Annotated in this window: 18 protein-coding genes and 1 pseudogene; 6 read left to right on the top strand and 13 right to left on the bottom strand. The window is 60.1% G+C overall.

What is annotated here, in order from left to right; all coding sequences use genetic code 11:
- Positions 1–184: 184 nt before the first annotated feature.
- From AC07RO_RS10905 to blaOXA, 11 genes and pseudogenes are all read right to left on the bottom strand, one after another.
- Positions 185–1,186, bottom strand: a complete 1,002-nt coding sequence (locus AC07RO_RS10905) for a lysylphosphatidylglycerol synthase domain-containing protein (protein ID WP_346625357.1) — start codon at positions 1,184–1,186, stop codon at positions 185–187.
- The gene (gene clsB / locus AC07RO_RS10900; protein ID WP_495085999.1) at positions 1,183–2,415 is read right to left on the bottom strand and encodes a cardiolipin synthase ClsB; all 1,233 of its coding nucleotides are present in this window, start codon (positions 2,413–2,415) and stop codon (positions 1,183–1,185) included. Before clsB ends, AC07RO_RS10905 begins: the two co-directional genes overlap by 4 nt.
- Before the next feature lie 23 nt (positions 2,416–2,438).
- Positions 2,439–3,233: an endonuclease/exonuclease/phosphatase family protein gene (locus tag AC07RO_RS10895; RefSeq protein ID WP_407073251.1), complete on the bottom strand. Its 795-nt coding sequence runs from the start codon at positions 3,231–3,233 to the stop codon at positions 2,439–2,441.
- Positions 3,230–4,147 (bottom strand): DUF72 domain-containing protein, encoded by a 918-nt coding sequence (locus AC07RO_RS10890; RefSeq protein ID WP_495085998.1) that lies wholly within the window; start codon positions 4,145–4,147, stop codon positions 3,230–3,232. The genes AC07RO_RS10895 and AC07RO_RS10890 overlap by 4 nt, the downstream gene beginning before the upstream one ends.
- A gap of 142 nt (positions 4,148–4,289) precedes the next feature.
- Positions 4,290–4,925, bottom strand: a complete 636-nt coding sequence (locus AC07RO_RS10885) for a CGNR zinc finger domain-containing protein (protein WP_495085997.1) — start codon at positions 4,923–4,925, stop codon at positions 4,290–4,292.
- A gap of 101 nt (positions 4,926–5,026) precedes the next feature.
- Positions 5,027–5,458 (bottom strand): type II toxin-antitoxin system YafO family toxin, encoded by a 432-nt coding sequence (locus AC07RO_RS10880; protein ID WP_495085996.1) that lies wholly within the window; start codon positions 5,456–5,458, stop codon positions 5,027–5,029.
- 6 nt (positions 5,459–5,464) lie between these two features.
- Complete coding sequence (locus AC07RO_RS10875) at positions 5,465–5,632, bottom strand: hypothetical protein (RefSeq protein ID WP_463583197.1); 168 nt, start codon at positions 5,630–5,632, stop codon at positions 5,465–5,467.
- 192 nt (positions 5,633–5,824) lie between these two features.
- Positions 5,825–9,244, bottom strand: a complete 3,420-nt coding sequence (locus tag AC07RO_RS10870) for a PAS domain S-box protein (protein WP_495086037.1) — start codon at positions 9,242–9,244, stop codon at positions 5,825–5,827.
- A gap of 262 nt (positions 9,245–9,506) precedes the next feature.
- Entirely contained in the window at positions 9,507–10,415 is a 909-nt protein-coding gene (gene glsB, locus AC07RO_RS10865) for a glutaminase B (RefSeq protein WP_192174060.1), read from the bottom strand.
- A gap of 190 nt (positions 10,416–10,605) precedes the next feature.
- The gene (locus AC07RO_RS10860; protein ID WP_495085995.1) at positions 10,606–11,103 is read right to left on the bottom strand and encodes an HIT family protein; all 498 of its coding nucleotides are present in this window, start codon (positions 11,101–11,103) and stop codon (positions 10,606–10,608) included.
- A gap of 72 nt (positions 11,104–11,175) precedes the next feature.
- A pseudogene (blaOXA, locus tag AC07RO_RS10855) lies at positions 11,176–11,937 on the bottom strand (class D beta-lactamase); the annotation flags it as partial.
- Positions 11,938–12,282: 345 nt separating this feature from the next.
- On the opposite strand from blaOXA, the gene AC07RO_RS10850 reads away from it, so the two are divergent.
- Positions 12,283–12,735 carry a thiol-disulfide oxidoreductase DCC family protein gene (locus AC07RO_RS10850; RefSeq protein ID WP_495085994.1) on the top strand — a complete coding sequence of 151 codons (453 nt, stop codon included), beginning with the start codon at positions 12,283–12,285 and terminating at the stop codon, positions 12,733–12,735.
- Positions 12,732–13,136, top strand: a complete 405-nt coding sequence (locus AC07RO_RS10845) for a DoxX-like family protein (RefSeq protein WP_495085993.1) — start codon at positions 12,732–12,734, stop codon at positions 13,134–13,136. Before AC07RO_RS10850 ends, AC07RO_RS10845 begins: the two co-directional genes overlap by 4 nt.
- A gap of 47 nt (positions 13,137–13,183) precedes the next feature.
- On the opposite strand, the gene AC07RO_RS10840 is transcribed toward AC07RO_RS10845, so the two are convergent.
- Entirely contained in the window at positions 13,184–13,483 is a 300-nt protein-coding gene (locus AC07RO_RS10840) for a hypothetical protein (RefSeq protein ID WP_495085992.1), read from the bottom strand.
- A 35-nt stretch (positions 13,484–13,518) separates the two neighbouring features.
- On the opposite strand from AC07RO_RS10840, the gene AC07RO_RS10835 reads away from it, so the two are divergent.
- The 4 genes from AC07RO_RS10835 (at position 13,519) to AC07RO_RS10820 (ending at position 16,649) form a co-directional block, all read left to right on the top strand.
- A complete protein-coding gene (locus AC07RO_RS10835) occupies positions 13,519–13,719 on the top strand; it encodes a hypothetical protein (protein ID WP_282371993.1) in 201 nt (66 codons plus the stop codon).
- Positions 13,720–13,764: 45 nt separating this feature from the next.
- A complete protein-coding gene (locus AC07RO_RS10830; protein ID WP_495085991.1) occupies positions 13,765–14,652 on the top strand; it encodes a serine hydrolase domain-containing protein in 888 nt (295 codons plus the stop codon).
- A 180-nt stretch (positions 14,653–14,832) separates the two neighbouring features.
- Positions 14,833–15,564, top strand: a complete 732-nt coding sequence (locus AC07RO_RS10825) for a carbon-nitrogen hydrolase family protein (protein ID WP_495085990.1) — start codon at positions 14,833–14,835, stop codon at positions 15,562–15,564.
- Between the two features lie 314 nt (positions 15,565–15,878).
- The gene (locus tag AC07RO_RS10820) at positions 15,879–16,649 is read left to right on the top strand and encodes an SDR family NAD(P)-dependent oxidoreductase (protein ID WP_495085989.1); all 771 of its coding nucleotides are present in this window, start codon (positions 15,879–15,881) and stop codon (positions 16,647–16,649) included.
- A 33-nt stretch (positions 16,650–16,682) separates the two neighbouring features.
- On the opposite strand, the gene AC07RO_RS10815 is transcribed toward AC07RO_RS10820, so the two are convergent.
- Positions 16,683–17,465, bottom strand: coding sequence for an alpha-amylase family protein (locus AC07RO_RS10815; RefSeq protein ID WP_495085988.1), 783 nt, complete (start codon positions 17,463–17,465; stop codon positions 16,683–16,685).
- Positions 17,466–17,482 lie beyond the last annotated feature (17 nt).

Here is a 17,482-nt window from a genome sequence, read left to right as displayed (position 1 = left end):
AAGCCGGTCCTACAGTCAGAGCCGATGCCACTGACTGCACGCGCTGCTTTTTGTAGGACTGGCTTCAGCCGGGAAGGGGCCAGTCCGGGCAACACTTTTTTTGGACTGAATTGAGCGACTCATTTATTTACGACGCCTCACTGCAAATTCATCAGTCCCCGAGCTCCCGCGTCACCCTTCCCACTCACAACTGCTCTTCATTCCTGAGCCGCATGGCTTTCGCCCGTTTTTCCAAAACAACGTAAACCACCAGCGCAATCATCAGCGGGATGAGGAAATAGATCACCCGATAGCCAATCAGCGCAGCCAGCAGTTGGCCTTTGCTGAATTGGTGTTGCATGAGGGTGATGAAGACGGTTTCGAGCACGCCGAGGCCGGCAGGGATGTGGGCGATGACGCCGGCGATGCTGCTGATGAGCAGGATCCCGAGCACGGCCGGGTAGAAGGCTTTTTCCGGCAGCAGCACGTAGATCAGCAGCGCCATCAATCCCCAGTTCAATGCGCCCAGCAAGGCCTGGCGCATGGCCTGATTCAGCGATGGCAGCACAAACTGTTGCTTGCGAACGGTCCAGGTGCGTTTCTTGGAGAAGCGGCAGGCCAGGAAGTACGCCAGGCAGACGGCCAGCAGGACGAAGCCGATCAGTTGCAGCGTGGTGTCGCCGATCTTCCAGCCTTCGGGCAGGTCAACGAAATCACCCGCGAACACAAACCCGGCCAGCAGCATGTAGCCCAGCCAGTTGGTGATCAGGCTCAGGCTGAGGATGCGGGTGATGGTCGGCACGTCCAGGCCCAGCCGCGAATACAGCCGATAGCGAAGCGCGATGCCGCCGACCCATGAACTCAAGTTGAGGTTGAAGGCGTAGCACACGAAGGTCACCGGGATGATCTGTTTCACCGCCAGTTTGTGTTCGGTGTAGCGCCGGGCCAGGACGTCGAAGCAGCAATACGTCAGATAACTGCCCGCAGCGATGACGAAGCCCAGCGCCAGGGTGCTGAGCTTGTAGGACTCCAGCGCGTGCATCACCTCGTTCCAGTCGAGGTTTTTCATCAGTGTGAACAACAACACCGGCACGGCGATGAAGAAGAACAGCGTGAAGGCGCGCTTGGCCCACGTCAGCCACGGACGATTCTTGCCCGTGTCGGCCGGTTTCTGCTCGTGTGTGGAAGCTTGGGAGACACCGGTCATAGGGATTTCTCCTGATCGGCCGGTACTTCATTTTTAAGCGCAGCGGCTTCCGGCAGGGTTTCCGGCGCGCGCAGGGGGTTCAGGCGTGGGCCGTGCACCGGGAACAGACCGGCAATCGCCGGGAAGTGCCGCAGGAAGTGGAAGCTCAGAAAAATCATCGGCGCACGCCACCACTGCCCTTTCGCCAGGCCCTTGAGGTTGACTTGTTTGCTGTGGGCCACGGCCAGGTCGCGCAGGTGTTCGTGCAAGCGCTGGTTCAAGGCGTGATCGCGGATGAACAGGTTGGCTTCCAGATTTAGCGCAAGGCTCAACGGGTCGAGATTGCTGGAACCGACGGTTGACCACTCGTGGTCGATCAAGGCGACCTTGCCGTGCAACGCCCGTTGTTTGTATTCGTGGATGACCACGCCTTCGCGCAGCAGCCAGGTGTAGGTCAGGCGCGAGCACACGCGCACGAAGGGCATGTCCGGTTTGCCCTGAAGAATCAGCGTGACTTTTACCCCGCGTCGGGCTGCGTTGCGCAGTTCACGCAAGAACCGGTAGCTGGGGAAGAAGTAGGCGTTGGCAATGGTGATGCGCTGAGTCGCGTTGCGCATCGCCAGCAGGTATTGCTCTTCGATGTCGGTGGTGTGATGGCGGTTGTCGCGTTCGGCAAGGAGCATGCGAGCGCTGCCGGCCTGACGCGTCACCGGCTTGAGCGGCGTAAAGGTTTTGCGCACGGCCGGGCCGAGCATGCTCAGCGTCGAGCGATAGATGTCGGCAACAATCGGCCCGCGCACCAGCACGGCGTAGTCCTGCTTGGCAGTGATGCCGGTGTCGGCCATGTGGTCGACGCTGTAGTTGATCCCGCCCATGAACGACGTCTCGCCGTCGATCACCACCACTTTGCGGTGCAGGCGCCGGAACAGGTTGGTGCGCATGCCCATCAGTTTCGGGCGCGGGTCGAACAGCTGAATCTGCACGCCGGCTTCGATCATCTTGCTGACGAAGGCCGTGCTCAGGTCGCTGGTGCCGTAGTCGTCCACCGTGATGACCACGCGCACGCCACGGCTGGCGGCAGCAATCACCGCCTGCTGCAAGCCCTCGCCCACCCGGTCTTCGAAAATGATGAACGTCTCGATCAGCACCTCTTCGCGCGCCGCACGAATGGCGTCGAACACCCGGGCGAAAAAGTCTTCGCCATTGATCAACAACTCCACCGAGTTGCCGTCGCGCCAAAGGCCGCACATGGCGCCCATCGCTCTCATACCCCTCATAGCGTTACCTCCACCGCCAAAGGCGCATGATCGGAAAGGTGCGACCAGGGGCGATTGGACATCACCCTGGGCGACCGGATGTGCGCGTTGCGCACGTAAATGCGGTCCAGCCGCAGCAACGGAAAGCGCGCCGGAAAGCTTTTCGCCGGCGCACCAAAGGATTCAACAAAGACCTCGCGCAGCCCGGCAGGATTCAACACGTCATCGGCCTTCTGCCGCCAATCATTAAAATCTCCGGCGACGATCACCGGCGCATCGGCTGGCAGACGCCCCACTAGATCGGCGATCAACTTCAGCTGCTGCTGGCGATGGACCTCTTTCAGGCCCAGGTGCACGCACACCGCGTGCAGCTCGCCAAAATGCGGCACGTCCAGCACGCAATGCAGCAGGCCGCGTTCTTCGGTGCCGTGGATCGAAATATCGAGGTTGTCGTGACGGAGGATCGGGTACTTGGACAGCAACGCGTTACCGTGATGGCCGTGGGGATACACGGCATTGCGGCCGTAGGCGAAATCCTTCCACATGCTGTCGGCGAGGAATTCGTACTGCGAGGTGGTCGGCCAGTTCTTCACGTTCTGCGCATGGTCCTGATGCTCGCCGTGGACTTCCTGCAGGAAGACGATATCGGCGGACACCGAGCGCACTGCGTCGCGCAGCTCCGGGAGGATGAAGCGTTTGTTGAGGAAACCGAAGCCCATGTGCATGTTCATCGTCAGCACGTTAAGGGTGACCGAGGCCGACGCGCTTTGTCGTCGGCCGTTGAGGTCTTCGGGGATCAGGGCACTGGTCACAACGTGGCTCCATGCAAATCGCCTGGCGCAACTTCCAGGTTTTCAGTGAGATTGAAACGTTCAAGTAACCGGCGCGCGTCGTAGGGGGCGCGGACCTTGATGTCGTTGTCGAAATAGCAAAAGACGTCGCGGGACTTCCGCGCGCGCGGGGCTTTGTCCACGATCAGTTGAGCATCCTTGGGCTGCGCGCCCCGTTGCCAGGCATCGATGCGGTCGCCCCAGTGCCTGATCGCCTCGTCGGAATAGCCGCTGGCGTAGAGTTCCTTGTCGCCATGCAGGCGCACGTAGACAAAATCGGTGGCAAGGTCTTCCACATGGGGCCACTTGCCGGCGGTGTCCGCCACCACCAGCGCCACCTTGTATTTGCGCAGCAGCGCGACGAACTCAGGCACCAGAAAGCTTTCATGGCGGATTTCAACGGCGTGACGCAGCTTCAGGCGCGCCGGAATGTCCAGATAACCCGGCCGCTGCAAGCGCTCTGCGCATTTGCTGGCGCAGGCCTTGGCGGCTTTACCGTCGTGGGGCAGCAGCTTCAGAAAATGCTCGAAGCGATCGGCGTCGAATTTGAAGTTGGGCGCGAACTGCCAGAGGATCGGCCCCAGTTTTTCCTTGAGCTGAAAAACACCGGAGGCGAAGAAATTGGCGACGGGTTCGTCGATCTCTTTAAGGCGGCGGACATGGGTGATGTAGCGCGGGCCCTTGACGCTAAAAACAAATCCCTTTGGCGTGTCGTCGTACCAGCGCGCGTACAGCTCAGGCGATTGCAGCGAATAGAACGAGCCATTGATTTCGATGCTGTTCACGGCTCTGGAGGCAAATTTCAACTCGTTTTTCTGCGTCAGGCCGTCGGGATAGAAATCCCCGCGCCATGGCGTGTAACGCCAGCCTGAAATGCCGATACGAATGTCGCCCATGCCTGTGCTCTCTGATGTCCTGCCGCGGCACCTGCCCCGACACTGGTGAACTAGAGATAAGAAGCTTGAGACCGTGGCAGGTTCCCTGGCTTTTTGCCGGCGTTGCGGCGCAATTTGCCGCAGGCTGCGCCACCGCCCGCCCTCAGGACTCGGCCGAGGCCCTTTTGATCTTTTCTCGCGCGCCGCAGATATTCATCTGGCACCAGCGGCGGCGACCATTTTTTGAGGTATCGAGAAACAGCCAGTCGCAGTCCGGCGTGGCGCAGGCTTTGAGCCGGGCCAAATCGCCGGAGGTGAGCAACGTCGCCGCCTGAACCGCGAGACGACCGATAAACCCGGCCGTCATCGAGCTCAGGTCTTCACCGACACGCCAGCGCCAGATCACACCCGCCGGGGTCAACACCAGCAGGCGCTGGTCGGCAGTGTCGGCCAGCGCCTGATTCAACCCATGAAGGCTGGCAGGGTCGGTGTCATCGTCCAGCGCCATGGGCAGCAACAGCCGATACAGCGCTTCGCGAAAATCGATCAACTGTTGAAACGCCGTGAGCGTGTGCCAGGAAGAACGCCCCACCACGGCCATACAGTGCTGATGCTCTTCAGCATCGATAATCCCGGCATGGAAGAACCAGTGGACGATGTCCTCCAGGTTGCTCAGTTTGTCGACAACCTCCCGCAACCCCGTGCCCGGGCGGCGGCCGTCACAGGTATTGAGGTAATCCAGCACCGCGGCCCCGCCAACGAGGCGGATGGCATTGATCTTCAGTTGTCCGACAGACATGGCATGCCCTCAGTGTGCAGCGACGAGGGAATGATGACAGAGAAGTGAGGGATTGCTGGTGTTTCGGACGGTTGTGGGGGAGGAGGAATGAGCAAACCGGGTCAGTCATCTTCCGGAGGCTCATAACACCTAAGGACGCCTTTGAGCCAAGGGTCGACAATTTCGACTTTCAAATCTCGCAAGTAGGGGTCACGCTCAGGACACTGGTGAGCATCCGGGCCGTAAAGATCAACCAAGAGGTATCTGCCGCCAGGCTCGTCAAACGCATAAACGAGCCAGTGGTCCCGATCTGCCTCTACGCCCCGGCGAACAGTGCGATAAAAAGGGTCGCTAATCTTCGCCCATCGAGCGGTGATGGCAGGGTCAACGGTGAACTGGATGTGGTGCAGCGGGAGGGGGTGGATGTAGCCGTCGCGGCCGAATTCATTGGGTAAAATGCCGCAAAGCTTATAGTTGTAGAAAGCAGTGTAGATGACACCCCAATCGGAGACACCCTCTCTGAAGAGCTCTGTTACTTCAACGCGTGGATACAAAGCCCCTCACTTAGTCAGCGGCAGTTTGCCATGCTGAACAAAGTATTCGTTTTTTTCATCACTGGCTTTGATCGCCTGTTTCAGTGCTTCGGTCAGGCTCACGCCGCTCGTGCTAACGCGGGGTTTTGGTCGATCGGCGACCGGTTCAGATCGCTTCTGCTGGATCGTAGCCATTGCGGCTCTCCCTCATGAGTAATTGCATCGCCGATGCTACGCCCTACCTTAAATTTGATCAATGAAGCAGCGAATATCATCATGTTTCAGCGGCCATGCCCCATCTGCGAAAGGATACCTCCAGACATCGGGAACCGTTCGGTCAACTTTGCAACCTCTTGAAATCCCGCCAACCTCAATCTCACAACCGCCTCAGCACGCCCCTCCAAGCTGCGCCAGACTTGCCGCCAGCTCGCTCTTGCGGAACGGTTTGGTCAGGCGCGGCAGGTCCGGATCAAGCCCTTCATGTTCGGCATACCCTGAGACCAGCAAGATTGCAGTCCCGGGCCGGGCGTTTCGGACCCGTCTGGCCAGGTCGGTACCACTGATGCCCGGCATGAGGTGGTCCGTGACGATCAGGTCGACAGGCTGCCCGGTGCTCAGCAGTTGCAAGGCTTCCTCGCCGGAGGAGGCTTCGATCACGCGGTAGCCCAGGTCGGCCAGCATGTATGACGTGCTGGCGCGCACCAGCTCTTCATCGTCGACCAGCAGTGCGATCCCGCGCAGGGAGCGTCGGTCCGGCGCCTCGTCGATGCGCAAAGCGGCTGCCGGCAGGGTCATGGCGCGTGGCAGCCACAGCTCTACGTTTGTCCCCAGACCCGGCGAGCTCTGAATCGTCAGTGCACCGTTCAGCTGGGACGCCAGGCCATGCACCATCGACAGACCCAGCCCCGTGCCTTTGCCGACGCCCTTGGTGGAAAAGAACGGTTCCACCGCCCGGGCGAGCGTGGAGGCATCCATGCCAATGCCGGTGTCCGCGACGGACAGGCAGAGGTAGTCACCGGTCGGCAGCCTGGAGCGGTGACCCGTGCACACCCACTCGGTGCTCGCCGAGATCCGCATCGTCCCGCCTTCAGGCATGGCGTCGCGCGCGTTCACGGAGAGATTAAGCAGCGCCATCTCAAGCTGGTTCGGGTCCGCGATCGCGGCTGGCAGATCAGGTGGCGCATCGACGACGACCCGGATTTGCGGCCCGGTTGTGCTGGCGACGAGATCGCCCATGCCATTCACCAGCTTCGCCACGTCGACCGACACCGGCTGCAGCGGCTGACGGCGCGCGAAGGCCAGCAACCGCTGCACAAGTGTCCTGGCGCGATCGGCCGATTGTACGGCGCCGGAGATCAAACGCTGCTCACGCTCACCGCCCACGCCTCGGCGCTGGAGCATATCGAGGGTGCCGACGATGGGCGTGAGCAGGTTATTGAAGTCATGGGCCACACCGCCGGTCAGCTGCCCCATGGCTTCCATCTTCTGACTCTGGCGCAGCGCTTCCTGGACTTCTTCCCGCTCGGCGATGGCCTTGGCAATCCGCCCTTCGAGCGTGGCATTGAGTTCGCGCAGCTCTTCCTCGACGTCCTTGCGGGCGGTGATCTCAACCACCGTGCCGGTGACACGCAGGCAGCGGCCGGCGGCGTCGAACACGCCACGCCCCTTGGCGGCCACCCAGCGAATCACGCCATCGTCCCTGCCGACGGTGCGGTAGTCGACGTCATAAAGCGCGCGGCGTTCGGGGTCGCTGGCCGCCTTGAACGCCGCGATCGTGGCGTCCCGGTCCTCGGGGTGCAAGCCGTCGTAAAAGTCTTGAATCGTGACTGGCACGTCAGCCTGGATGCCGAACATCGCTTTGGTTCTGGGCGGCCAGATCAGCGTGTCGTGAACGATGTCCACGTCCCAGAAACCGATGTCGGCGTGTTCGACGGCAAGGCGCAGGCGCTCTTCGCTTTCGCGCATTCGCATCTCGGCGCCCACCCGCTCGACATGCGCCCAGCAGCGCTCGACGACTTCCCTGACCAGCAGGACTTCCGAGGGCAACCAGTCGCGAGGCTGATCCTGATGAACCGCCATCATGGCCGTCAGCCGGCCATTCTTGACCAGCGGGCAGCAGATGATCGCGTCGATGCCAATGCCCCGAAACATCTCCAGGCCCTCGCTGGCGCCGAGCTCTGCGCCCACGTCGCGCACGATCAGCGTGCGGCCCTCGCGCATGTCCGCCGCCGCCCGTGGGCCGAAAAGGTCGAGGCTGTAGGTTCCGGCCGAGCTCTGAATGCCAGCCGCGTTGTAGTCGCTGCGAATCCAGAAGCGGTCATTGTCGACGTCGACATCCGCGTAGGCGCAGCGCGACACGTTGAGCCTGCGCCCGAGCATCTCGGTGGCGACAAGCATCGCGTCTTCGGCCCGGCGAATATTGAAAAGGCGGCTGTCGAGCTCATCAAAAAAGCTCAGTCGCGCCGCGCTCTCTTGCAGCGCCGCTTCGGCCTGGTGCTCGGCCGTGCGGTCGCGGAAGATTTTCACGAAGCCGCCCTGCTCCGTGGCCAGCGGCATCATCAATCCGGAGCCCCAGAAGCGCGCACCATTCTTATCAACGTGCCAGCGTTCGTTGATGGCCCGCCCCCGCGCCATGGCGAGTTCGAGTTCGCCCTGGAACACTCGCTCGGCCTGGTCCGACTCGGTGTAGAACAGATCGCCCCCACGCCCCATGACTTCGTCGGCACGGTAGCCGATCACGCGCTGGGCGCCGATGTTCCAACCGGTAACCGCACCTTTCGTGTCGAAGGTGATGATCGCGAAGTCCTCGGCGCCTTCGACGATCTGGCGGTAGCGCGCCTCGCTGCTGCGGATTGCGTCCTCGGCTCGCGCACGGTGCACGACGAGGCCCACCGTTTTGACCACGAAATCGCAGATCTCGAGATCCGCCGATAACGGCTCGCGCAGATCGGCGTGATACATGACAAACGTACCGAGCATGGCGCCCTGCGCCGACCGGATGGGGATTGACGCGCAGACGTGCAAACCGTGGCCGATGGCCTGCGCCCGGAACTCGGCCCACTGCAGGTCATGGGCAATGTCGGACACGGACGCCAGTGGGTTCGGGGTCGTCGCGCGACTGCCTGAACCAGCACCTGGGCTGACGGTGATGTTTTCCACAGCGTTGATAAACGGAGGGGGCAGGCTCGGTCCGGCGCAATGCTGCAGCTGACCGCCCTCCTCGCTCAGAAGCAGGATGCTGCCCAGGAAGCGGGACGGCGACAGCGCCTCCACCTCGCGGACGATCGCGTCCAGGGCAACATTCAGCGGCGTTTCTTCAACAGCCAGTTCAAGGATACGGTTCTGCGCGGCCCCGAGCGCAGCCGCGCGATTGCGTGCCTGGGTCAGCCGTGCGTTCTCGATCGCGATGGTTGCCAGCCGCGCCAGGCTTTCCAGGCGCTTGACCGTGTCGTCGTCGTGACTGCGGACCTGCGACCAATAAGCGCCGAGCGCCGCGACCGGAACGGGTCGACCGATGGGTGCCATGACCAGGCTACGGACGAAGGTTGGCGCGTAGGCGTCCTGCGGGATGCGTGGATCGAGCCGGACATCACGGATCGCAATCGTCTCGCCGCGACGTATGACCCATCCCGAAACGCAGTGGTCGGCCGGATAGGTCTGACCTTGCCAGAGCGGTGAGACTGCATCATCCGCAATATAAGAACAGCGTCCCTCATCCTGAATAATGACCGCAACGCCATCCGCGCCGACCGTGGCACGGGCCACGTCGCGGAGCACGGCGACGACCTCGTCCACTGATTCCGCCATCACCAGCCGCTCACTGGCGTTCAGCACATGAGACAGGCGCTCATCGCCGCTAGGATCGACTGGAACAGTAGTCAAACGGATCTCCCGACATCGCCACGGCATCCCGCAGACTGGTTCGAACTGGACAGGGTAAAGCGGCATTGTATCGGGTAACTCTTCGCCCTCGACACGGCTTGAATCAGCTTTTTCGGAAAAGCGACCAACGCGCGCGCAGGTCATTCTTTTGAATGATTCCGCAAACGTGAAACGACGACGCAGGCTGTCAGAAAACAGACCAACCTATTCGCGAACTCAGCAACTCCAGCGCCGCCATTCCGGCGAGGGAATTCCCGGCGGCATTCAGCTCCGGCGACCATACGCACACAGTGAACTGCCCCGGCACGATCGCCACGATTCCGCCCCCTACCCCGCTCTTGCCGGGCAACCCCACGCGGTAGGCGAAATTGCCGGCTTCGTCATACAGCCCGCTGGTGGCCATGATCGAGTTCACTTGCTGAGTCTGGCGCGGCGTCAGGATTTGCTCACCGCTGTGTTTGCAGAACCCGTTGTTCGCCAGGAAGCAGAACGCCCGGGCCAGATCGAGGCAGCTCATCTTCAGCGCGCAGCAACTGAAATAACTGCGCAGCACGGTTTCGACCTCGTTATGAAAGTTGCCGAAGGACTGCATCAGGTACGCCATCGCCGCGTTGCGTGCGCGAAATTGATACTCGGAATCCGCCACCCGGGCATCGATCAAGACGTGAGGATTGCCCGACAGCCGCCGCACGAAATCGCGCATCGATAATGTGGGGGCGGCAAAACGAGACTGGTTGATGTCGCAAATCACCAAAGCGCCGGCATTGATAAAGGGATTACGCGGCCGTCCGCGCTCGAACTCCAGCTGCACCAGCGAGTTGAACGGCTGACCCGACGGCTCATGACCCAGGCGCTCCCAGATGGCCTCACCGGAATGGCCGATCGCCTGAACCAGGCTGAACACCTTGGAAATGCTCTGCACCGAAAACGGCTCCAGCGCGTCGCCGGCGCAGTAATAGGTGCCATCGTTGCCATACACGGCAATGCCCAACTGCTGCGCCGGCACATCGGCCAGCGCGGGAATGTAATCAGCCACCTTGCCCTGGCCGATCAAGGGACGCACTTCGTCGAGAATCTCGTTCAACAGCGTTTGCATGGAAGGTCCTGGCGTTGATCCCCTGACGGCAGCAGGGGTTAGGGTTCATGACGAATGCTGGAGGGGTGAGATCACACAATTGGACAGGATTTTGGTTTTTGTTGCGAGTGGGTGTGCACTTTTGGGTTGGCAAGCGTTGGCCGGCCGACAGCGCTTATGGGGCGGATTTTTTGGGAAGTTTGCCCTGCCATCAGATCGAGGTGTCGGGAGTGAATGCTTGCCGCAGCGCCGCGATGGCTAGGTCAACAGATGGGCCTTCTATGGATGGCGGATCAGGACGCTCACAGAACTCTCGCCACACGAACAGGGTCAGTTCTGCGCCGTCGGTTTGGTTGGAACCGTCAGGAAGCGAGCCGAAGGTTTGCAGCGATCTGTAGCGTTCGTCCTGCCAGAACAACGCCTCGACCCACGGGTAGATCGGGATGAAATGGAAGTGAATGGAGTGACCCGCGTCATGGCCGAAACGGCCAATGTAGAGGCGTTTGGGGTGCAGGTGGGTTTCGATGGCTTGCTGGATTTTCGCCTGTAATGGACCTAGCTCGGCTAGGGCTTCGATGGGTAAGGTTGCCAGCGAGTGGGTCATCTGCTTGGCGCTGAGCATCAGGTAGCCCGGCAGGTGGCTGTCCAGGCGGTGGTTGATGAGCCAATGGGTGGTTTCGTGGATGACGAAGCTAGGGGGTATATGCATAAGGTGGCCCTGTACGCTGATGACAGCTCTATAACGGTCAAGACGGATGCCGCCCGGCCCGCCGCGTTTCACTCATCGCTTCACCAGCGATCTGGCCAGCTCGGGCCACTCATCCATTAACGCATCACGAACCCGTAGTCCTGCGGGCACCGGCTGCGCGTGGTCATCTTGAGCGAGACGGGCGAAAACCAGGGAATGTTCGCCCTTCGTCGCCCAACCGACGAACCATCCGTATCCATGAGCCTCATCGCTTTTGCCGTCTCCCATCCGAGGAAATGCTGTGCCTGTTTTATCGTGAACATTCCAACCATCTGGCCGCAGCGCAATTTGCGAGATGCGGCTCGTCATATCGTAGGCATGAGGGCTCACGGACAGTTGACGGTTCACCAGTCTGTTCAGAAAGGTGATCTGTTCGCGAGGAGAGATTTTCAACGAGGAGCTGATCCAGGCACGGTCAAGGCCGTTGTTTTCCCCCGGATCCCCCGTCAGCTCGGTATTTCCGTAATCGAATGACTCGGCATATCGCTTGACCGTCGCCTCTCCAAGCGCATGCGTAACGCGTTGAGAGAACCACACCACGGAATACTGAAACCAGCGAGCTGCATCTGTCGGCTCCAGCCAGGCGGCTCCGCCCCAGTCAGGATCGCCGGGACGGTAGGGCAAGTTAGGGGAATGCTCGTGTTGCAAAAAGGCTGCGTCGAAGCCCATCAGGCTGATGGCGATCTTGAACGTTGAGGCGGGGGTCACTCGACTGCTGCAATCACCCTCTTCAAGCAACAGCTCACCACTGCTTGTATCAGCGACGATCGTGCAAATAGTCCCGGCTAATGCTGCCTAGATATTGAATCCCGTAATCAGTAAACCTAACGCAACGCGGCGCATAAACATGAACTCTATTCCTTTAGGCGGTGATGCAAGAGCCTCTCCTGCGTGGGAAATATGACTCCGCAGTTCACGCAGACTCTCTCCGAGCCGCTTATCCAACATCAGCTTTCCTCAAGCCTGTTCGACGGCCCACTCATAGCAGACCGGATCAAGTGCAAGGTAAGCGAAATTCTACTCCGCGCATCAAAATCGAATCGAAGGCATGTGGTCGCACAGACGACTCCTTTGCCTTGACTGGAAACGCTACGACAGCGCGCCATACAATGCTTCCATCGCCCCCGCAGAGAATCCAGCATGCCTGTCTCATTGGTCCGCCCCGCCCCCGCGCCGTTTCTGGCCCCTGGTGAAACCGTGGTGCTGTTCGACGGCGTCTGCAAACTGTGTAACGGCTGGGCGAAGTTTCTGATCCGGCACGACCGTCATCATCGCGTTCGACTGGCATCGGTGCAGTCGCCCGAAGGCGAGGCTCTGCTGGCCTGGGCAGGGTTGCCCGTCGATGCGTTCGACACCATGGCGGTCATTCGCGACCAACATTACTGGGTGCGCTCGGAGGCATTCTTCGAAGTGGTTACTCTGTTGCCGGGAGGGTGGCCAATGTTTCGGGTGCTGCGTATTTTTCCACAGTGGTTTCGCGACTGGGCGTACGACCGCGTCGCACTAAACCGCTATCGTCTGTTTGGCAAACACGAGGTGTGCCTGCTGCCAACACCTGACCATCAACGGCGCTTCCTCAAGGAATTTTCGTGAACAGGATCCGCCAGGTTCACTGGCTGGCACGCGGCAGTCTGGCCTTCATGTTCGCTTACCACGGCCTGGTGCCGAAGCTCATCGCATTAAGTCCCGGCGAGCAGATGCTGTTGCAGGCTCACGGGCTGGAACACGCAACATGGGTGGTCCAGGCGGCGGGTGTGGCAGAACTGGTCCTGGCCGCAGTGTTGCTTCTTCTACCTCGGCTCCACTGGCCGCTGCTGCTCAGCGGACTCATCCTGCTCGGGCTGCTGGTGGACGTAGCCGTTATGCAACCTTCGATGCTTTTGGACGCGTTCAATCCGGTCACGTTGAATGTGGCGGGAATGGCGTTATGTGCCATCGCGTGGGCTACAAGGACAAGGGATCAGTCAACTTGGGGAAGTCGGGAACGCTGCTGAACAGTAAGAACTTTAGGTGACGACTGTCCGCCTGGAACGATAGCGGACTACTTGCCGGTCAGGAATGTATAGATGAACAAGCCGAAAAAGGCACCACAGGACAAGTAGGCCAATGCCATCAAGCACTTTCCTGCTTTCTCAGCGGTCCCCTTGCCCTCGCGATACACAATGCTCCCCGTCGCCCCGAATAAAATAACGGGCAACATATAGGCCCGAAAATGTGCGATCACTTGCGCACGCTCAGGCAAAAACCAGATGAGAACTAAGAAAAACAGCAATACGCCGTACGCAAAGCCAGCGAATACGAAGGAGCCGCTGAGTGTTTTATTGCGTCTGGCGTGAGTCATATTTCCGCTTCCTTGCGCGTTGACGAGCGATGTAAATGCCCCGAAACATCCTACTTGAAGCGAATGGGCTGAAGACAGGCTTTGGGGAACATCTGCAGTGGATCAGAACAGTCTTCAATAAAAGCGACTACACCGGCCAGAATAGCGATTTTTCCCTGCATGAAACAAAGTCCTACAAAGGATGGATGAGTCCACCAGATGTGCATCAGAAGGCTCCGGCGAAAAAGACTGAATGAGATATCTTGTCGAGCCCTGGATCTGCAGATAACCCAAGGACGCCAATGCTCAGTTCGCTCATATCAAATGGTCAGCCACAACCCCCCGCCCCATCAGAACTGATGGTGCCTTGGTGGAGCTTTACGAAAACAGTCTTGGCGGCAACGGCCCTCTCCTTAGTGCGTGATGGGCAGATCGGATTGGACGAACCTATTCCCGATCAGCTCTTCACATTGCGCCAGCTACTGCGGCATGAGGCAGGTCTCGCTGATTATGGCGAACTGGCGGAGTATCACGCCGCCGTTTCAAACAGCGAGTCAGCCTGGTCAACAGACGAAATGATGCGACGGCTTGACGGCACTCGACTTCGATACAACCCCGGAACCGGTTGGCGCTACTCGAATGTCGGATACATGCTGATCGGCAAGCTTATAGAGCGGCTAACGGACCTGGCGCTTGATGATGCGGTGAGTCAACGAGCACTTAACCCTCTGGGCCTGTCGAACATTCGCTTCGCCAAAACGCGAGCAGACTTACAAACCACCCATCTCGGAAGCACCTCTGACTACGACCCCGCCTGGGTCTACCATGGCTTGCTGATCGGTCCGATTTCGCAAGCGGCGGTATTCTTGGATCGACTCATGTCCGGTGACCTGCTACCGACAAACCTGCTTCAGGAAATGCAGACAGCACGAGCATTGGGCGGCGCGATTCCCGGGCGTCCGTGGGTCACTGCCGGCTATGGCCTTGGTGTCATGCAGGGTTCGATTGACGGCGGTTTTACCCTGTGCGGACACACCGGCTGCGGACCTGGCAGCGTCATCGCTGTTTACCGTATCTACGACAGTGACACATCGGCGTGTTGCGCCGCGTTTGAAGTGAACGCCAGTGAAGGAGCGGTCGAAGCCTTTGTTGCTGAACAGCTGATCCAAGTCCTGCGTCAGGGGACGTGATGGCCGAGAGGTACCTCAGCGCTCAGGCCAGAAGCGGCCATTGGCGTCGGTACACACTCACGACCACTCACTGTTCAAAATGCCAACGGTCATGCAGCATACGTTGACGTTAACAGCAGCGGCGGAACAACCGTTCAGTCGCTCTTCAAGCAAACCCTAAACAAGGACGCGAGACGGGAAATGAAGCTAATCGCTGCGCAGATTCTCCCTGTGCCGGGGGAATACGAAAAAAACATCGCCAGACACATTGAGGTCATCCACTTGGCGGCAAGCCAGGGTGCCAATCTCGTGCTGTTTCCCGAGCTTTCCCTCACGGGTTACGAGCCGAGGCTGGCTAACGTCCTGGCGGTGCATCCGAGTGATAGCCGTTTTGATGAGTTCCAGAGATTGAGCGACCGGTACGGGATGCTCATCGCTGTGGGTGCACCAACCAGGGGAGCTAAAGGCACCGAGATCAGCATGATCAGTTTCCAGCCCGGGCTGGAGCGCTCCTGCTATTCGAAACAGCATCTGCACCCTGACGAATTACCTTTTTTCACACCGGGCACTCGGAAGCGTGTGCTGAGTCAGGCAGATTTTGTCCTGGCCCCCGCCATCTGCTACGAATCACTGCAACCCAGCCATGCAGAAGAAGCCGCAGCGTCTGGCGCTCAGGTGTATTTAGCGAGCGTGGCGAAGTCTGCGAGAGGGACTGCACTGGCAAACAGTCATTATCCGATGATTGCCAAAACGCATTCCATGACGGTGGTGATGGCGAACTGCGTAGGTCCCGCCGACGATTATGTCGCCGCGGGTGGCTCTTCAATCTGGAACAGTCACGGTGAACTCGTGTGCAGCGCCGATGCCGATAACGAGGCATTGGTGGCGTATGACATTCAGACCGGAGAAGCGAGTGTTTTCACACTGGTCTGAAATCCGCTCATGCTCTCCCCCCCGTCAGGAATGACGGGCGAGTTTGGGTCGATGGCTTTCCACTGCGACAGGCGCTGATCGAGCAATAACGGTCGTTCGCAGGCTCGGCGCTGATGTCCTGAGTGTCGCTGTCGTCCAGGCTGTGGAAGTCGCAGCCGTCCCAGAGACGTACTTGAGCCACTCACCTGGCCAAGTGAACACTCAACATTCGGCCCCGTTCGTTGAGGTGCCGATTTCCTGGCAAGCGCCCCCTGAACGTCATGCCCTCCTCCGAAGTCATAAAAACACTTCAGCCACGCCCATCAAGGTGCCTTATGCGTTTGATACCCGAACTGAACAGCGAAGCTCACGTGCTGATTTGCGGCGCCAGTCGAGGTATCGGCCTGGCACTCTGCGCGGCATTGCTGGCTCGCGATGAGGTGGCTGAGGTGTGGGCGGTGTCGCGAAGCGCCACCACCTCCACAGAGCTGGCAACCCTTGCAGCGCAATATGGCGACCGTCTGAAACGCGTCGACTGCGACGCGCGGGATGAGCAATCCCTCGAAGCGCTCGTGAGCGAAACGCTTGCCGGATGCGGCCATCTGCACTTGGTTATCAGTGCGCTGGGCATTCTTCATCAGGACGGCGCCCGAGCAGAAAAGGGGCTGGCACAACTGACCCTTGCGGGCCTGCAAGCGAGCTTCGCGACCAACACCTTTGCGCCGATCCTGCTGCTTAAACACCTGCTTCCGCTACTGCGCAGACAGCCTGCTACGTTCGCGGCGCTCTCCGCGAGGGTTGGCTCAATCGGCGATAACCGATTGGGTGGCTGGTACAGCTACAGGGCCAGCAAAGCGGCGCTCAACCAGCTGCTGCACACGGCCAGTATCGAATTGAAACGCCTGAACCCTGCCTCGACCGTCCTGGCCATACACCCGGGCACGACCGACACGGAGCTGTCTCGGCCATTCCAGGCGAACGTGCCTGAGGGCCAACTGTTCGAACCGGCGTACTCGGCGGACCGCATTCTTGAGGTGGTCGGCGCACACGGGCCGGCCGACAGCGGGACCTTCTGGGACTGGAACGACAAACCTATTGTCTGGTGACGTGTTCCACTGGCGAAGACATGACTTCGATCATTACTTCGCCAACGCTTTCACCAACGCCGGTGTCACGTAATGCGGGCCATCGAACAGGTACAACGGATAGCCGTCGTAGGCGGCCAGCTGCGGTTTGAGCTCGGCGGCCGTTGCGGAGCGGAAACCGCCGCCGTAGTTGGGGCGGAAGGCTTCGACGATGATGCGCACGCGGTCCTTGCCCAGGCGTTCGCGCAGGGTGTCGGCGTAAGTGCGGGCGACCGGTGCGGTGCGGGCGTAGACGCCGACCCCGTCCTGAAAGAACACGCCGATGTCGTCTGGCAGCCATTGCTTGAGCCAGTCGGCTGTGGCGGCTGGGCCGATGTTGGCGCCGTCATAGACGCTGATCCACAACGGACGCGGAAGCTTGGCCAGCAGCGCAGGCAGCTCCTTGGCGCGGGTCCAGCTGGGGTCGACTTCAGCCGGGAAGTAATAGCCGGTGACGTGCAACGGCGTCGGCAGTCTGGCGATGCGCTCCGAGACGGCAGCCAGTTGCTCGATGTTGTCCCGGGAGCGGTTCTCGCTGAAATATCCGGCCAGGCCGATGATTACATCCTGGGCCCAAGGCTCTTTGGCAATACGTGCCCAATCAGGCAGCACCGGTACGTTCGGCAGACCGGTGCCTGGCACGAACGCCTGATCGTCGACCACTGTCCATTGCACCAGCAATTCCCTGGCACCGAGCTGGTCCCATTGCCCCTTGATGCCGACTGTTTTGTTATCGGGCTGCCAGACAATTCCAACGATGCCCGGGTCCAGCCGTTTTTGCGTGGTGGCGTAAAACATGGCGGTGCCTGTGACCA

This window comes from Pseudomonas sp. GW821-FHT07F05 (assembly GCF_059418765.1).
The sequence above is the reverse complement of the archived record's forward strand: the minus strand, read 5'-3'. Positions and strand labels throughout refer to the sequence as shown.